We start from the raw sequence: 16874 nt of genomic DNA, 5'->3' as shown, positions 1-16874 counted from the left end.
GTTACTTCTTTTCCCAAATTCTGTTACCTGCCGTTGATTCAAAAATATGTTTCAATATTTTTTTCTCCACTTCATCCAATGAAAGATTTCGCCTGGCCATAACTTTTTGTGCGGTATCAAAAGCCTTGGCCAGTTGAAACGTGGAGAAGCCGCTGGCCCCTCCCCAGGCAAAAGAAGGAATAAACGTGCGCGGAAATCCATCGCCAAAAATATTTGCCGACACACCCACTACGGTGCCCGTGTTAAACATGGTATTAATGCCAGCTTTACTGTGGTCGCCCATCATCAATCCGCAAAATTGCAAACCTGTATCGGCAAACCCACCTTTGGCATAACTCCAGATTTTAACATTCTCGTAATTGTTCTTCAGGTTCGATGTGTTCGTGTCAGCGCCCAGGTTGCACCATTCACCCAAAACACTGTTTCCTAAAAAACCATCGTGTGCTTTATTGCTATAGCCAAAAATAACGGAGTTGGTGATTTCTCCTCCAACTTTTGAGTAAGGGCCTATGGTAGAATCACCCCGCATCTTTCCGCCCATGTTTACATGCGAACCTTCGCACAGTGCAAAGGGGCCTTTTATCAGCGCACCCTCCTGTATGACAGAATTTTTCCCAAGGTAAATGGGGCCATCTTCGGCATTTAATACCGCAGCACGTATGGTTACTCCTTCTTCAACAAAAATATTTTCTTCATGGTATCGTATAGTGTGTTTATCCTGTACGCCCTGCGATTTTCTACCTGCGGTTATCAGTTTAAAATCTGCCCGCAGTTGCGCAGCATTTTGCTGAAAGATTTTCCAAACCTGATCAATCAGGGTAACATTTCCTTCGTATTCAATGAGATTAGCTTTTTCAAAGTGATCCAAGCTAGCTTTTTCGGCACGAAGTGCTAACCGGATACCGTTTTTAATAAGTCCGGAACCCTTGGAAAGGCCTTTCAACGCATGCACTAGGTTTTCATCCGGACAAAGCGCTCCATTAATCAGGAGATTGTCATCGGTTTGGTTCACCGGAAACTTTGCTGACAGATATTCTTCGGTAAGAGAAGAAGGTTTAGTTCCAATCAACTTTTGCCATTTCTCATCAATGGTAAGTATACCCACCCGCATTTTTGCTACAGGTCTGGTAAAGGTGAAGGGCAGCAACTGAATTCGAATGGAAGGGTCGTCAAACAAGACAATATTCATGGGGTAAATATAGGAGTAATCAGCAACGATAGTTGGTTGGCAGTACAGCCAAGGAAATAAAAAAACCCTGACGGAATCGCCAGGGTTTTCATGCATATAAGAAGAAGTGAATTAAGATTTCTTTTGGTATTTCTTTTGGAATTTCTCCACACGGCCTGCAGTGTCCACAAACAACTTCTTGCCGGTAAAGAAGGGATGGGAAGCAGAACTAACTTCCACTTTAACCAATGGGTATTCTTTGCCGTCTTCCCAGGTAATAGTTTCCTTGGTTTTAACGGTAGAGCGTGTTTTAAACTTAAAATCGCTTGAAGTATCGTGGAAAACAACTTCCTGATAGTCTGGGTGTATGTCCTTTTTCATCGTTTTTAGCCTCTAAACCTTGTTTTTTCCTTAAGGGACTGCAAAGATAGTAAGCATGGGGCTAATTTCAAGAGGAGAATAAATGATTTTTGGCTCAGAAGGCTAACCTGTGTATTTTGGGCTGAACTGAATGATTCATGAGGGTAATTCTATTTTTTGCATTTATAGCTATCCATGTTGGCTTGTTCGCCCAAAGCAACTATGCTTCGCTTAATGAGACCTACTACCATTGGATAGACCGATACGAAGTCAAAACCGGGGGCACATTGCCCCAGCTTTTTACCTCCATTAAACCTTACAAACGCTCCGCCATAATTTCCTTCCTGGATTCGGCCTCAAGACTTGAGGTTTTTCGTTCTGAAGCCGATCGGTTTAACCTGGCTTACATGCATAATGATAGTTGGGAATGGGCGCGGCCTGAAACCAACGACAGCAGAAAGCCATTGTTAAGGCATTTGTATAAAAAGAAGTCGGATTTGCTTTACGTTGACATCCCCGAATTTGACCTGCATGTTAACCCGGTACTTTACCTGGGTGCCGGGCGCGACTCACGTTCGGATAACATGTTGTTTACCAACACCCGTGGAATGGAGGTGCGTGGCATGGTGGATAAGCGAGTGGGTTTCTATACTTTCCTAACGGAAAACCAGGTTCGGTTAGCGGATTACATTTCACGAACCATTGCTAACGATACAACGCTTGGCTATTACCCGGTAATTCCGCATGAGGGGTTTTGGAAAACCTTTAAAGGAAACAAAGGTTATGACTTTTTCCAGGCACGGGGCTATATCACTTTTGAAGCTACCAGGCACATTAACCTGCAGTTTGGCCACGATCGTTTTTTTATCGGCAATGGATATCGCTCCCTTATCTTTTCAGACGTTGCGCCACCCGCGTGGTTTTTAAAAGGCAACCTGAAAGTATGGAAGCTTAATTATTTCTACTTATTAAACCAATTTACTGCCAATGTTCGTGGAACATCGGGGGGGACACAAGGGTTGAAAGGCGGCTACCCGCAAAAGTTTGTAGCGTTGCACCACCTGAGTATTAACATTGGTAAAAAATTAAACCTGGGTGTTTTTGAATCGGTGGTGTTTAGCCCTGATGATGAAACGGGAGCTTCGCGTTTCCGGCTCGATTACCTCAACCCAGTAATTTTCTTCAGGGCCATTGAACAACAAAACGGAAGCAGTGATAACGTAATCCTTGGAGCTGATTTTAAATGGAATGCTTTGAAAAATATTCAGTTCTATGGTCAATTTGTGCTGGATGAATTCTTGCTGGACAACCTGCGCGATGGCAATGGCTGGTGGGCCAATAAATTTGGTGTGCAGTTGGGGGCAAAATATATTGATGCGTTTAACGTCCCTAACCTTGACTTACAGGCTGAAACTAATCTTGTGCGACCTTATACCTATTCCCACAACACCAAGTATGGAAGCTATTCCCACTACCGGCAGGCTTTAGCCCATCCGTTAGGCGCAAACTTTAAGGAAGTTGTAGGTATTGCACGCTTTCAACCAGTTCCTAAACTGGCGGTTACAGGCAAGCTTATCTACGCACAAATTGGCCGCGATACATTGAGCTTCAATTTTGGCAGCGACATTCTTAAAAATAACAGCTACCGTAAAACCTACCAGACCGATGCCAATTTTGGGAATACCATAGGCCAGGGAGTTGGCAATACCATTATACTGGCCACACTTACGGCCAGTTGGCAGTTAAAGCATAACCTTTTTATTGATGCCACAGCCACCATCCGCAACAGCGAAAGTGCTGCAACACCTTTTAACAACAGCTCAACCATAACTTCGTTAGCTTTGCGGTGGAATATTGCCCAGCGTTTGTACGAATTTTAGATCAATGAAGATTTACCTAAGGATTTTGCAGTATGCTCCAGGGCATTTAACACGGATTGTAAAGTTTTTCCTCTACGCCATTTTTGGCGTGATTTTCAGTGCTGGGTACCTGGCCCTAACTATGCCCATGCTCAAAATCCTGTTCGATCCGGTAGTGAGTGCCACTGTTCCCGGTTTGCCGGAAAAATTTGAGTTAACAAAAGCTTTTGCCGAACAAACGTTTAATCACTACTTCATTGCTATTGTACAGCAATATGGTCCACATACCACATTGTTGATCATCTGCATTGGCATTGTGGTATTGATCATTCTCGGCAATACGTTGCGTTACCTTGAGCGCTTAACGGCATCACGCATTAAGGTTGATGTGGTAAAAAACATGCGAATGGATATTTTCAGTAAAGTATCAAACCTTGATATTGGATATTTCAACAACCAGCGGAAGGGTGATTTAATGTCGCGGTTCACGAATGATATGGCCGAAGTTGAAGCATCGGTCGTGAACAGTTTAAAATCTGTGTTGAAGGAGCCCATCACATTGATTGTATACCTTGGTGTATTGTTTACGATTTCATACAAGCTAACACTATTCACGCTTATCCTTTTGCCTGTAACGGGTGGCCTGGTGGCCGAAATCATTAAACGGCTAAAGCGGAAGGCGAAGCAAAGCCAGGAATCGATGGGCAGGATTGTGAATATACTGGATGAAACATTTGGTGGCATGCGCGTTATCAAGGCTTTTAACGCACGCAACTTTATCTTGAAAAAAATTGATGACGAAACCAGTTATCACCGAAAGGTAAATTTATCGATAGCACGCAAAAACGAACTCTCTTCTCCGTTATCGGAAGTGTTGGGTGTAATTATCGTAGCGATTATTCTTTACTATGGCGGTAACCTGGTATTGGGTGGCACGGGTGAATTGCAACCGCAAGAGTTCATGGGCTTTTTGGTGTTTTATGCTTCTATGATTCAGCCCGCAAAAAATTTCTCTAATGGAATAACCTCATTACAAAAAGGAACGGTTGCTGCCGATAGGATTTTCAGGATTATCGACACAGAGCCCTCCATAAAAAACAAACCCGGTGCTATCCATATAAATGAGTTTAAACAGTGCATCGAATTCAAAGGTGTAGGTTTTGCCTATGGCACTGACATGGTGTTGAGAAATATTAACCTGAAAATTGAGCGTGGTAAAACCGTTGCCCTGGTGGGTCCATCAGGTGGAGGTAAATCCACATTGGCCGATCTTATACCCAGATTTTATGATCCCACGCAGGGTGAAGTGTTGTTGGATGGTAAAGCCTTGCGCGATTATGATCTTGAATCGTTGCGCGGGCTGATGGGCGTAGTTACACAAGAATCCATCTTGTTCAACGATACCATATTCAACAACATTGCTTTTGGTATGGAGAATGTAAAAGAAGAAGATGTGATCCATGCTGCCAAGGTGGCCAATGCACATGATTTTATTATTCAAACAGAAGAAGGCTACCAAACTTCTATTGGTGAACGCGGTTCAAAACTCTCGGGCGGCCAACGACAACGCCTTGCGATTGCGCGGGCTGTGTTAAAGAACCCACCCATTCTTATATTGGATGAGGCCACCTCAGCCCTTGATTCTGAATCTGAACGGTTGGTGCAGGATGCTTTAACCAACCTGATGAAGAACCGCACATCGATAGTGATTGCACACCGGTTAAGTACCATTCAGCATGCCGATGAAATTGTGGTGTTGCAGGACGGGCAAATTGCCGAACGGGGTAAACACGATGAACTGGTGCGTCAAAACGGCTTGTATAAGAAGTTAAGTGAAATACAAAAGGCTTAGTACCGTGCCTTTTGTGCATGTTTTGTTGCTTTTTTGTATTTTTTGGTTTTCCTGAAAACCCTAAGTTTGTCCTTCAATTTTAAAAGCCCATGATGAAAAAGAACCGTCTCATCTTTTACTCCGTATTCGGGGCGCTTCACCTGTTCATTTTTCTCTTTAGCCTGTATATGGATGGCCAAAAGGAAAACGTGGCATTTCTCTTTCAAATGCAGGGTAAAATCTGGATGCTGAAATATGGATCGTTCATGCTCTTGATACTCATGGTGGCGAACGTTGTGTTGCACTACCGTGATAACCGCAGGAACCATCGCGAGAAAGATGAGCTGACAAACGAACTCAACAACCTTAAAGCAAAACTGTACGACCTGCAGGAGGACGCAAAGAAAAGGTCGGCACAACAAAATCCTACAAACTAAAATGGACAACCGTCATATTATTACAACGGAACTGCAACAGTCGGCCACCGTTCTTGAGAATTTTTTGAACGAGCCTGCCAATTACCTGAAGATAGATGAAGCTGCAAATGCCATGATTCATGCCGTGAACAAGGGCGGTAAAATAATCGCTTGTGGTAACGGTGGATCGCATTGTGTGGCCATGCATTTTGCTGAAGAATTAACTGGCCGTTACCGCGAAAACAGGAATCCAATACCGGCCCTTTCCATTTCCGATCCGGGCCATATGTCGTGCGTGGGTAACGAGTATGGTTACGATTTTATTTTTTCACGTTTCGTTGATGCCATTGGCCAGCCTAACGATGTGTTATTGGCCGTAAGTACCAGTGGCAATTCGGCTAATGTTATCCAGGCTGCGCAATCGGCAAAAGCAAAGGGCATGAAAGTAATTGCCCTTACCGGAAAGAATGGCGGTAAACTGGCTTCGCATGCCGATGTAGAAATTCGGGTGCCCCATTTCGGCTTTGCCGACCGTATCCACGAAATCCATTACAAGATTGTCCATGTCTTAATCGTACTGCTCGAAAAGCACGTGTAATTATGCTGGCAAAAACCTACGGTTGTGCGGTGTTTGGTGTAGATGCCCGGACGATTACCGTAGAAGTTAACGTAGGGCAAGGCACCCGGTTTTGGATGAGTGGCCTTCCGGATAGCGCCATCAAAGAAAGTGAGCACCGTATTGAATCAGCGGTGAAACAGTTCCGTTATTTTATGCCACGCGAAAAAACCGTGGTTAACCTGGCACCGGCCGATATCCGCAAAGAAGGTTCTGCTTACGATTTGCCCATTGCGCTTTGTGTGCTGAAGGCATCCGGCCAAATCCAGACTGAGCGCCTCGAAGATTTTGTAATCATGGGCGAGCTTGCGTTGGATGGTACCCTTCGCCCGATAAAAGGTGTTTTACCCATTGCCATACAAGCCCGTAACGAAGGAGTTAAAGGGTTCATTTTACCAAAAGACAATGAACGCGAAGCGGCTATTGTTGATGGACTTGCTGTATATGGCGTGGCTAACCTTCGTGAAGCAATCGATTTTCTCGAATCGTCCGTTGCCCTTCAGCCGGTTCAGGTTAGCGCCAAAGAAATTTTTTCTTCCCAACTCAACAATTATGATTCTGACTTTAGCGATGTGCAGGGTCAGGAAAATATTAAGCGTGCCATGGAGATTGCGGCTGCCGGTGGTCACAACGTAATTATGATTGGCCCACCCGGGGCGGGAAAAACCATGCTGGCTAAACGGTTGCCTACCATACTACCTCCACTTTCTTTAAATGAAGCCCTTGAAACCACCAAAATACATTCGGTTGCCGGTAAACTTAACCGCGACATGGCGTTGGTTGCCACAAGGCCTTTCCGTTCGCCCCATCATACTATTTCAGATGTTGCCTTGGTAGGTGGGGGAGGTAATCCCCAACCAGGCGAAATTTCATTGGCCCATAACGGTGTTTTGTTTTTGGATGAACTGCCTGAATTCAAGCGTACTGTACTTGAGGTTATGCGGCAGCCCATGGAAGAGCGCAGGGTAACGATTTCACGCGCAAAAGTTTCTATTGATTACCCGGCCAATTTTATGCTGGTGGCCAGCATGAACCCGTGCCCTTGTGGTTACTACAACCATCCTGAAAAGGAATGTGTGTGCGCACCCGGTGTTGTGCAACGCTACCTGAGCCGTGTAAGCGGCCCTTTGCTGGATCGGATTGACCTGCATGTAGAAGTTGTTCCGGTAAGCTTTGATGAAATGACGGCCAGGCGAAGTGAGGAAACGAGCGAACAGATTCGCCACCGTGTGATTTATGCCCGCGAAGCACAAGCCAGACGCTTTTCCAATCAAAAGGATATTTACTGCAACGCCATGATGCCCTCCAACATGGTGAAAGAAATATGCATCATAAACGACCCCGGGCGAAGCTTGCTTAAAACTGCTATGGAAAAACTGGGGCTTTCTGCCCGCGCTTACGACCGCATATTGAAAGTATCCCGTACCATTGCCGATCTGGCCTCATCCGATGAAATACGGGTTGAACATCTGGCTGAGGCCATTCAATACCGGAGCCTTGACCGGGAGGGCTGGGCAGGATAATCCCCCAACACACCTCAAACACCTTCAAATGGCCTTTTTTAAGAATTATTTGGTACATTTTTTATCTATTTAGAATAATTCTAAATTGCGACAAAATTTTAAACCAGCATGAAGCCACTGAAAGAAGCCACAGCCGAAAAGCACAAACAAGCCGAACGAATGCCCTTTAACATACGTATGTTCCGGGCACAACTGACCAAAGAAGAGTACTTGCTATACCTCATTCAGCAAGCCAAAATATTTGAGGCTATTGAACAAAAGGGTACCCCGCACCCAAGCCTGAACCGTTACGATCGTGTGCAGGCGGACATCCAGGAATTACAGCCAACTGACGGATTCCAACACGAGGTACTTGAAGGTACACGCGCTTATGCCGATTATTTGAAAACTTTAAATGCGGAAGAAGTATTGCCCCACGTATACTTGAATTACCTGGCTTTAATGTATGGTGGGCAAATGATGAAAAAGTCGGTACCCTCAATGGGGCGCATGTACGATTTTGATAACATGCAGGAAGCTTTACTGGCCATTCGCAGCGTGCAAAAAGATGAATGGGCTGACGAAGTGAACAAAGGCTTTGATTTCCTGATCAACATTTTTGACGAGTTGGAAAAGGTAACGGTGCAGTCTTAAGTATACAGATCAAAAATCAATTAAACCGGTATAATTTCTTATTTTCAAGCGCAGACAGGCTTTAAGAGAGAATGGACAATAAACCAGTTTGGCTTTTTCCTGTTTAGCGTTAATGGAGTGTTCGTAAAAGAGCCACCACTGTGGCTGCTTCTTAGCGGACAGTTTTACTTATCCGGTGTGGCATGAATATTCTTATTGTAGAGGACGAGCCAAATCTTCTGGCCCTTATGCGCAAGGGTTTTGCAGAGCATAATTACGAGGTAAGTGTGGCCATGGATGGAAACACAGCTTTGGATATGCTTTCGCGTTACCAGTTTGATGTGGTAATTATGGACATTATGTTGCCGGATGTTAACGGCCTTGAAATATGCAGGCGGGTTAGGGTGTCCAAAAACTTTGTGCCCGTGTTGCTGCTTACAGCCCTTGGCAGCAATGAAAATATTGTAACAGGTTTGGATAGTGGTGCTGACGATTACCTGGTTAAGCCCTTTAAATTTTCTGAACTTGAAGCCCGTGTACGCGCCCTTTCCAGGCGCGCCAACTACTCCGACCGTGATGCCAATACCCTTCAGGTTGCTGATTTACTGGTGGACCGCGTAGCTAAAACCGTGAGCCGCGCGGGTAAAGATATTAAACTTACTGCCATGGAGTTTAAACTATTGGAATACATGGTGCGCAATAAGGGTATTGTACTTAGCCGTAACCAGTTGCTGGAAAATGTTTGGGACATACGTTTCGATATGAGTACCAACGTGGTAGATGTTTACATAAATTACCTGCGAAAAAAAATTGATAAGCCCTTCGGTGAAAAAATGATACATACCATGAAAGGTTTGGGCTATGTTATCCGCAGTGAACGGGGAGCCGAAGAGTAGACCTTGTGGATGTCAGGCTGCTTTTAATGATTAAAAAAATCTAATCACCCTTCTTAATAAATTCTAATGTTAGATTAAGGCTGCTTTTAGATTGGTGCAGTTACTTCGTTACATCGTTTCACCAAACAAAAGCGCCATGAAAAACATACTCATTCCTACAACCCTAAAGCAAGATACATTGCAGGCGGTGCGTACGGTAATTAAAAATGTACGCGAAGATAATGTGAAGATTGTGCTGCTGATGATTTCTGAAATGCCCGATGGCATAACAGATTTATTATTTGCTTCAAGATCGAGTGTTGAAACATCCAATCAGGAGCAACGGGTGTTAGATGACTGCAGAAGGTATATGGATGGACTTGACTATGTTTCGTTGAGGGTACATCACCAATACGGTATTTCGGGTCCATTGCTTCGCAACATCATGAACCACCATGACATTGAATTGGTGGTACTCACGCCATCCTTCAAACAAGAAAGGGCCTCCATTTTCCGTCAGGCAGTTAAGTTGCTGGTGACCTGTAAGTACCCATTGCTTCACATACCCGAAAGGACAGAAGAACTTGCCCTGGATCAGGCCATTTATGTGGATAACTCACCTGCCAATATTTCAATGGAAGAGGTCCAGAAAATGCTTAGCCGTGAGTTTGATGTACGCGTGGTGAGCCAAACCAAATTGCAGCAAGGGCAAAGTACTGAAGACCTTGCGCCTGAGTTAGTAGAAACCATTGAGCGGCACAACATTGATCTATTGGTTGAAACACGCAAAACTGAAACCCGTGGTTGGGGTGCCGGAAGAATTGAAGAACATGTTTCACTGGCCGAAAAATTAGGAGTGCCGGTGCTGAGTTTAGTGGATAACTGAACAGGTTTCACCATCTGATAAAAAAGAAAGATGCTGTTAAGAAAAGACATACCGCTGAAGTATGTTGTTGGTAAGATAAAGTTCGAATTCATTTTCGTGAGTGTATATGCCATAATGTTTGGCCTGGTGCACAACTATCTTAATATCAACAGCATTACAATACCCATAGCCATTCCGGCAATTGTGGGTACCATAATTTCATTATTGTTGGCTTTCCGGTCAAACCAGGCTTATGATCGCTGGTGGGAAGCCCGCATCATTTGGGGGGCCATTGTGAACGATTCGCGCACCTTGGTGCGTCAAATGCTCACGTTCTACACCGATGCAAATAATCCTGAGGCTGCCATGGAAGTAAAAAACCGTTTTGCTATGCGGCAGGCAGCCTGGTGTTACAGTCTGGGCAACTTTCTGAGGAACCACGATGCGCACTTGCCGGTTAAACGTTTTTTGAACGATGAAGAATTTCGCTTTATTGGCCGCCACAAGCATGTACCCAATGCATTGCTCATGCTGCATGGGCGTGATATCAGAAGAGCATTGGAAGAGGGGAAGATAAACAGTTTCCAGCAAGTTGAAATGGATCAAACCATTAGCCGATTATGTGATGCCATGGGTAAATGCGAACGTATAAAAAATACAGTATTCCCCACCACCTATAGCTTGTACATACATTTTGCCTTGTACCTGTTTGTTGTTTTGCTTCCGTTTGGTTTAACAGAGTACTTCGGGTTTATTGAGGCACCGCTGGTAATAACCATTGCATCGGTATTTTTCCTGGTTGAAAAAATGGCCATCCACCTCCAGGATCCATTTGAAAACAAACCTACCGATACACCGGTTACCACTATTGCTCGCTCTATTGAAATCACCTTGCGGCATATGGTTGAGGGTCATCGTGAGGAAACCGAATGGCGTAACATTGATATAGAGTTACCCAAAATGGAAGGCACTTATTATGTTATGTAAGTGGAACTGTCATTTTTTCACGAGCATCTTAAAATGTGTCAGGTTTATTTGTGCTCTTGCATAAGCCAACGAGCAGGTTTGATTTTTGTAGACTATAATTTGGTTGATAGAAAGCAGATAATATGGAAACTTTGGCATTGAGTCTATTTAGCATTTGCATTTTTTCTGCAGCCTTTATTCTCTTTATTTTAAAGAGTTCGTCCCAGATTTTGGGAGATGAGTAGCCATGGAAAAACCTCTGTATAGATTCAAAAGGCTTAAATCACCCTTAAGCCCTTTGTATTTCTTCTGGCGCTCCCTTATTTAGTCGTTGCAAGGTTACGCTGCCGCCTGGCCTCAAAAACCACCACAGCGCAGGATGTGGAAACATTCATCGAATCAATCTTTCCCTGCATGGGTATAATGATGTTTTGATCGGCATTTTTTGTCCATATGTCCGATAGACCAGTTGCTTCAGTTCCCATAACAATAGCACAAGGTTTGCTAAAATCGGTTACTGTATAGGGTATTGAAGCCTGAAGGTATGTGCAATAAATAGCAATGTTGTGTTGCTTTAACCACGCAATCGTTTCTTTGCTGGTAGCAGCTGCAATGGGTTTGGTAAAAACGCAGCCTAAACTGGATCGTATAACATTGGGGTTGTAGAAATCAGTTTGCGGGTCGCAAATAATTACGGCATCAACGCCTGCTGCATCGGCTGTTCGTAAAATTGCCCCCAGGTTTCCGGGTTTCTCAACACCTTCGAGGATCAGCAAAAGCGGATGGGTAGCCAGGCGTATTTGTTTAAGTGGATGATCCTTCATTTCGGCAATAGCGATCACACCTCCTGAATTTTCGCGCATTGCAATTTTATCATACACTTCTTTGGAAACCGGAATCAGCAACTTATCCGCTAACCCCAGGCTTTCCAATTCACTTAATGTAATCAACTCATCACAAAAAAATAAGTTTCCTAAACGATAGCCTGCTTGCAGGGCCAAGCATATTTCTTTTTTACCCTCAATAACAAATAGTTGTTGTTTCCTTCGTTCGCGTGGTTTTTCGAGCGCAAGCAGACTTTTGATTTTCGGGTTTTGTGTACTGGTAATTTTAAAATGTAAGTTGTTAACGCCCGCTGCCACACCTGAATTAGTATGGGAATTTAGATTCGCTTGGGTAGCATCATTCACTTCCTTGATAAAGGAGGGGCCTTTTTTTGTTTGTTTCCGATAGCCTCGATTATGAATACGCGCCATTTCCCTAATTGACTGCAGGTAAAGTTCTGGCTTTAAATTTCAAAATCATAGCTTCTTTCTATTTTTACCCAGACTTTGAACATTGAACCTTGAATTTGAAATTACTATATCCCGCCTCCTGGAAAGATTACGAACTCATCGACTCCGGTGACGGACAGAAACTGGAACGCTTTGGAAGGTATATCCTTAGCCGGCCCGAACCACAAGCCATCTGGTCGAAGGTGTTGCCCGACAAGGAATGGCTTGCCATGGCACATGCGCGTTTCGACCGTGAGCAGAAAGATAAATTCCGCTTTAGCGATGAGGTAATGGGAGGATGGACCCGAAGCAAAGGCATGCCTGAAAACTGGCAAGTAACTTACCACTACAACAATTTAAAACTTACGTTGCGCCTGGCACTTACCAGTTTTGGCCATGTGGGTATTTTTCCTGAACAAGGCGAAAACTGGAATTTTATTTACGACACCATTGCTAACTGGAAAATTGAAAAACCCCGCGTGCTGAATTTGTTTGCCTACACCGGTGCAGCTTCGGTGGTTGCGAAAAGTGCTGGCGCTGATGTTACCCATGTTGATGCTTCGCGCCCCGGATTAAATTGGGCTAATCAAAATATGCAGTTGAACAACTTGTCAGATATCCGCTGGGTACACGAAGATGCCTTCAAGTTCGTGAAACGTGAAGCAAAGCGCGGTAACAAATACAACGGTATTATTATGGACCCACCACCGTATGGCCGTGGGCCGGATGGGGAAAAGTGGACCTTGCAGGAGCAATTAAATGAGTTGGTCCGTGTAAGCAGTGATTTGTTGGAACGTAAGAACAGTTTTTTTATACTGAGCATGTATGCCGTAGGGTTATCCTCGTTGGTAGGGCTTAATGTGTCCAGGTCGCACTTTAATGTGCAGGATCCTGAGGCTGGCGAGTTCTTTTTAAAGTCAGGAAATGGTCGTGATTTACCGATGGGAACATTTTTTAGATTTAAAGCCTGATACTTTAATCTGCTACAACTAATGACAGGCAATAATCATCTTAAGTAAAAATCCTTCAGTTGATCCGCATTTCCGTTACATGCTTATTAGTGGTTTTAACTGCGCATGTTGTGGCGCAGAAGGTTTATCGTGGTATTGTGGTTGATTCGGCAACCATGAAAAATATTCCTGATGTTCACATCGCAATAAAAAATTCACCGCGTGGTATAGCTGCTACCCAGGACGGGAGCTTTCAACTTAGCGCGCGGCCAACGGATACACTTATCTTTACAAGCCTGGGATATAAACCGTTGGTTCTCCCGCTTCTTTTTGAAGAAGATGCCATTATGGTGTTGATGAAAGAAAATGTTCAGCTGTTAGCCAACATTACCGTTAAGGCCACACGGCTATACCCGAACAAAATCGAAGACAGGACACGCGAAGAACCTAAACGAATGGATCCGCTTCAGGCTGTAATCTCACCTATTGATTATTTTTTCTGGCGCGAAGAGCGCGACAGGCGAAAACTTGCCAAGTATGTTCGCGAAAACAACCGTACGCAAACCTATCGGCAAGTGATTACCGATCCGGATGTTGCCAGGATAATGAAAGAAACCTATAACCTTTCGGATGAAAAGTGGTACGCACTGGTTGTGAAGTTTAACGAGACGCGCATAGAGGTCCGTTACTATACTGATCCGGATGCCATCATGGAAGAGTTGCACACCTTTATTGAAACAGCGCTGGAGCGCAAGTGACCGTAAGCCTGAACAGAATCTTTGAACACCCGCCTTATTCCTAGCGATTTCGTGTGTATCTTTGCGCCCTTAAACAGCGCCTTAAGAGGATAAAAGGCAGAAAACAAGCAGAATTCGAAGTTATGGACGTAAACAAAATCAGGAACATTGCCATTATAGCCCACGTTGACCACGGAAAAACCACCCTGGTCGATAAATTATTGCATGCCGGGCAGTTGTTCCAGGCCCACGAAAACCCGGGCGAATTAATTATGGACAGCAACGAACTGGAACGTGAGCGGGGCATCACCATCCTTGCCAAAAATGTTTCTGTTCGTTATAAAGATTTCAAAATCAACATTATTGATACACCGGGCCACAGCGATTTTGGTGGTGAAGTTGAACGAGTGTTGAATATGGCCGATGGTTGCCTGCTGTTGGTTGATGCTTTTGAAGGCCCTATGCCCCAAACCCGCTTTGTGTTGCAAAAGGCCATTCAATTGGGCCTAAAGCCCATTGTTGTGGTAAACAAAGTGGATAAGAAAAACTGTACACCCGATGAAGTACACGAGCAGGTGTTTGACCTGATGTTTACGCTGGATGCAACCGAAGACCAATTGGATTTTCCTACCTTCTATGGCTCGGCCAAACAAGGCTGGATGAGCACGGATTGGAAACAGCCAACAACCGACATCACCCCCTTGCTCGAGGGAATCATTAAATACATTCCATCACCAAAACTTGAGCAGGGTACTCCCCAAATGCTCATCACTTCGCTGGAATACTCTTCTTATATTGGCCGTGTGGCTATCGGCCGCATGCACCGGGGCGAACTAAAAACCGGTCAGCCGGTTGCTTTGGTGAAACGCGATGGCAAAACAGTTGTGAAATCGCGCATTAAAGACTTATACGTTTTTGAAGGTTTTGAAAAACAAAAAGTTGAATCGGTTTCGTCTGGTGAGATTTGTGCCATTGTAGGCCTGGAAGGTTTTGAAATCGGTGACACGGTTACGGATCCTGAAAAGCCAGAAGCCCTGAAGTCAATTGCGATTGATGAGCCCACCATGAGCATGCTTTTTACCATCAACAACTCACCGTTCTATGGAAAGGAAGGTAAGTTTGTTACGTCACGCCACATTAAAGAGCGTTTGGAAAAGGAATTGGAAAAGAACCTGGCCTTGCGCTTAGGTGAAACCGGCTCGGCCGATAGCTTTATGGTGTTTGGCCGTGGCGTCCTTCACTTGTCGGTATTAATTGAAACCATGCGCAGGGAAGGATATGAACTGCAAATCGGCCAGCCACAGGTTATTTTCCGCGAGATTGATGGAGTGAAATGCGAACCTATTGAAGAATTGACCATCGACCTTCCAGAAGGCGATGCCGGCAAAGCCATTGAAACAGTTTCCATCCGTAAAGGTGAAATGACTAACATGGAGCCGAAGAATGATCGTATGATTTTGAAATTCCTTATTCCATCACGCGGCATTATCGGGTTAAGGAATTACCTGCTGAACGTTACCGCAGGTGAGGCCATTGTTACGCATCGATTCAAAGAGTACCAACCTTACAAAGGTGAAATACCCGGCCGTATTAACGGATCGTTGATTGTAATGGAAGAAGGTGAAGCGATCCCATACAGTTTACATAACCTTCAGGATCGTGGAAAATTTTTCATCGATCCGGGAGAAGCAGTTTATGAAGGCCAGGTGATTGGCGAGCACAGTCGGGCAGGCGATTTGGTAGTAAATGTTACTAAAACAAAAAAACTAACCAATATACGGGCATCAGGCTCTGACGAAAAAATGCGCATCGCACCGGCCGTTAAGTTTTCATTGGAAGAAGCTCTGGAATACATCCAGGCTGATGAGTATGTTGAAGTAACACCAAAATCAATACGCTTACGGAAAATATACCTGAAAGAAAATGACCGGAAACGCGAACGCAACAAAGCGTTGGCTGTATGAGGTGGATCCTTTTAGTGTTTATTTTTTTTAGTGCAGGCCTGTTGGCTCAACCAAAGCCCACTAAAATCCAAGTGGCCGAAGCACTTGGCGATACACTTTTTAGCCGTGAAGATTTTGTTGGTGCCCTAAAGCAGTACAACAAAGTAGTAAAGGCAACAAAACTAAAAACGCCTGAGCAACGACAGGTACTTTATAAACGTGCCGTTTGCTTCTTCTATTTAGGCGAATTTGAAAAAGCCCTGGCCGACCTGAAAGTTTTTATTCCTGAAAATGAAAACCTGCCGCGTGCACGAATACTTCGTGCTTTCATCTATCGAGAAATGGGCGAGCAGCAACTTCAACTGGATGATTTGAACGAAGTGCTGGACTGGGACAGCATGAACCCCGACCTGCTGAAGTGGCGTGCAGGATTGTTGGTAGAAATGGGTGAGAATGAACAAGCCCTGGCCGAACTGAAATTGATTCGGCAATGGGCGCCTGATGAAGAAGTTGAGTTGTATTCAGGCCTGGCTTACTATGCCCTTGAAAAACCCGATAGTGCGCTGTATCATTTCGATCAGGCCATTTTACTGGATGGAGGCTACCTGCCGGCTTATCAGTATGCCGGTTCGTTATGCCTTGAGCAGGAGGCTTTTGAACTTGCACTAACGTATATTAATCTGGCCTTACGGTTGGATGCCCAGAACTCCGAACTGCAGTTTTACAAAGGGATAGCTTTGGTTGAGTTGGGCCAGAAGGAAGAAGGCTGCCGCCTTTTGAATAAAGCATTTTACAAAGGTGTTGATGATGCAGCCGGGTACTTGGAAGAATTTTGTTTTCCAAAAGAATAGCTTTTCCGGCCAGATTCACCACCGTAAT

General features: G+C 44.5%; 16 protein-coding genes. 13 read left to right on the top strand and 3 right to left on the bottom strand.

The window, feature by feature from the left end:
• Position 1 precedes the first annotated feature (1 nt).
• Complete coding sequence (locus KIT51_14285; protein ID UYN86024.1) at positions 2-1189, bottom strand: GlmU family protein; 1188 nt, start codon at positions 1187-1189, stop codon at positions 2-4.
• 111 nt (positions 1190-1300) lie between these two features.
• Positions 1301-1549, bottom strand: coding sequence for a type B 50S ribosomal protein L31 (locus KIT51_14280; protein ID UYN86023.1), 249 nt, complete (start codon positions 1547-1549; stop codon positions 1301-1303).
• A 137-nt stretch (positions 1550-1686) separates the two neighbouring features.
• Between KIT51_14280 and KIT51_14275 the strand changes: the two genes are divergently transcribed.
• From KIT51_14275 to KIT51_14235, 9 genes are all read left to right on the top strand, one after another.
• Positions 1687-3408 (top strand): hypothetical protein, encoded by a 1722-nt coding sequence (locus KIT51_14275; protein UYN86022.1) that lies wholly within the window; start codon positions 1687-1689, stop codon positions 3406-3408.
• Positions 3409-3412: 4 nt separating this feature from the next.
• Entirely contained in the window at positions 3413-5239 is a 1827-nt protein-coding gene (locus tag KIT51_14270) for an ABC transporter ATP-binding protein (GenBank protein ID UYN86021.1), read from the top strand.
• An 89-nt stretch (positions 5240-5328) separates the two neighbouring features.
• Entirely contained in the window at positions 5329-5655 is a 327-nt protein-coding gene (locus KIT51_14265; protein ID UYN86020.1) for a hypothetical protein, read from the top strand.
• Between the two features lies 1 nt (position 5656).
• Entirely contained in the window at positions 5657-6232 is a 576-nt protein-coding gene (gene lpcA, locus KIT51_14260) for a D-sedoheptulose 7-phosphate isomerase (GenBank protein UYN86019.1), read from the top strand.
• 2 nt (positions 6233-6234) lie between these two features.
• Positions 6235-7773, top strand: a complete 1539-nt coding sequence (locus KIT51_14255) for a YifB family Mg chelatase-like AAA ATPase (GenBank protein UYN86018.1) — start codon at positions 6235-6237, stop codon at positions 7771-7773.
• Between the two features lie 108 nt (positions 7774-7881).
• Positions 7882-8406, top strand: coding sequence for a biliverdin-producing heme oxygenase (locus tag KIT51_14250; protein ID UYN86017.1), 525 nt, complete (start codon positions 7882-7884; stop codon positions 8404-8406).
• A 182-nt stretch (positions 8407-8588) separates the two neighbouring features.
• Complete coding sequence (locus KIT51_14245; GenBank protein UYN86016.1) at positions 8589-9281, top strand: response regulator transcription factor; 693 nt, start codon at positions 8589-8591, stop codon at positions 9279-9281.
• Positions 9282-9417: 136 nt separating this feature from the next.
• Positions 9418-10146 carry a hypothetical protein gene (locus KIT51_14240; protein ID UYN86015.1) on the top strand — a complete coding sequence of 243 codons (729 nt, stop codon included), beginning with the start codon at positions 9418-9420 and terminating at the stop codon, positions 10144-10146.
• Positions 10147-10176: 30 nt separating this feature from the next.
• The gene (locus KIT51_14235; GenBank protein ID UYN86014.1) at positions 10177-11112 is read left to right on the top strand and encodes a hypothetical protein; all 936 of its coding nucleotides are present in this window, start codon (positions 10177-10179) and stop codon (positions 11110-11112) included.
• Positions 11113-11411: 299 nt separating this feature from the next.
• Here the strand turns inward: KIT51_14235 and KIT51_14230 are convergent, their stop codons facing one another.
• Complete coding sequence (locus tag KIT51_14230) at positions 11412-12347, bottom strand: RNA methyltransferase (protein ID UYN86013.1); 936 nt, start codon at positions 12345-12347, stop codon at positions 11412-11414.
• A 95-nt stretch (positions 12348-12442) separates the two neighbouring features.
• Between KIT51_14230 and KIT51_14225 the strand changes: the two genes are divergently transcribed.
• The 4 genes from KIT51_14225 (at position 12443) to KIT51_14210 (ending at position 16846) form a co-directional block, all read left to right on the top strand.
• Positions 12443-13336 carry a class I SAM-dependent methyltransferase gene (locus KIT51_14225; protein UYN86012.1) on the top strand — a complete coding sequence of 298 codons (894 nt, stop codon included), beginning with the start codon at positions 12443-12445 and terminating at the stop codon, positions 13334-13336.
• A gap of 110 nt (positions 13337-13446) precedes the next feature.
• Entirely contained in the window at positions 13447-14073 is a 627-nt protein-coding gene (locus KIT51_14220; GenBank protein ID UYN86011.1) for a carboxypeptidase-like regulatory domain-containing protein, read from the top strand.
• Positions 14074-14195: 122 nt separating this feature from the next.
• Positions 14196-16016 (top strand): translational GTPase TypA, encoded by a 1821-nt coding sequence (gene typA / locus KIT51_14215; protein ID UYN86010.1) that lies wholly within the window; start codon positions 14196-14198, stop codon positions 16014-16016.
• A complete protein-coding gene (locus KIT51_14210; GenBank protein UYN86009.1) occupies positions 16013-16846 on the top strand; it encodes a tetratricopeptide repeat protein in 834 nt (277 codons plus the stop codon). Before typA ends, KIT51_14210 begins: the two co-directional genes overlap by 4 nt.
• Positions 16847-16874 lie beyond the last annotated feature (28 nt).

The organism is Cyclobacteriaceae bacterium (genome assembly GCA_025808415.1).
Classification (GTDB): domain Bacteria; phylum Bacteroidota; class Bacteroidia; order Cytophagales; family Cyclobacteriaceae; genus UBA2336.
The sequence above is the reverse complement of the archived record's forward strand: the minus strand, read 5'-3'. Positions and strand labels throughout refer to the sequence as shown.

Coding starts and splice junctions, on each gene's coding strand:
- KIT51_14285 (UYN86024.1), bottom strand. CDS start 1,189: ATGAATATTGTCTTGTTTGACGACCCTTCCATTCGAATTCAGTTGCTG.
- KIT51_14280 (UYN86023.1), bottom strand. CDS start 1,549: ATGAAAAAGGACATACACCCAGACTATCAGGAAGTTGTTTTCCACGAT.
- KIT51_14275 (UYN86022.1), top strand. CDS start 1,687: ATGAGGGTAATTCTATTTTTTGCATTTATAGCTATCCATGTTGGCTTG.
- KIT51_14270 (UYN86021.1), top strand. CDS start 3,413: ATGAAGATTTACCTAAGGATTTTGCAGTATGCTCCAGGGCATTTAACA.
- KIT51_14265 (UYN86020.1), top strand. CDS start 5,329: ATGATGAAAAAGAACCGTCTCATCTTTTACTCCGTATTCGGGGCGCTT.
- lpcA (UYN86019.1), top strand. CDS start 5,657: ATGGACAACCGTCATATTATTACAACGGAACTGCAACAGTCGGCCACC.
- KIT51_14255 (UYN86018.1), top strand. CDS start 6,235: ATGCTGGCAAAAACCTACGGTTGTGCGGTGTTTGGTGTAGATGCCCGG.
- KIT51_14250 (UYN86017.1), top strand. CDS start 7,882: ATGAAGCCACTGAAAGAAGCCACAGCCGAAAAGCACAAACAAGCCGAA.
- KIT51_14245 (UYN86016.1), top strand. CDS start 8,589: ATGAATATTCTTATTGTAGAGGACGAGCCAAATCTTCTGGCCCTTATG.
- KIT51_14240 (UYN86015.1), top strand. CDS start 9,418: ATGAAAAACATACTCATTCCTACAACCCTAAAGCAAGATACATTGCAG.
- KIT51_14235 (UYN86014.1), top strand. CDS start 10,177: ATGCTGTTAAGAAAAGACATACCGCTGAAGTATGTTGTTGGTAAGATA.
- KIT51_14230 (UYN86013.1), bottom strand. CDS start 12,347: ATGGCGCGTATTCATAATCGAGGCTATCGGAAACAAACAAAAAAAGGC.
- typA (UYN86010.1), top strand. CDS start 14,196: ATGGACGTAAACAAAATCAGGAACATTGCCATTATAGCCCACGTTGAC.
- KIT51_14210 (UYN86009.1), top strand. CDS start 16,013: ATGAGGTGGATCCTTTTAGTGTTTATTTTTTTTAGTGCAGGCCTGTTG.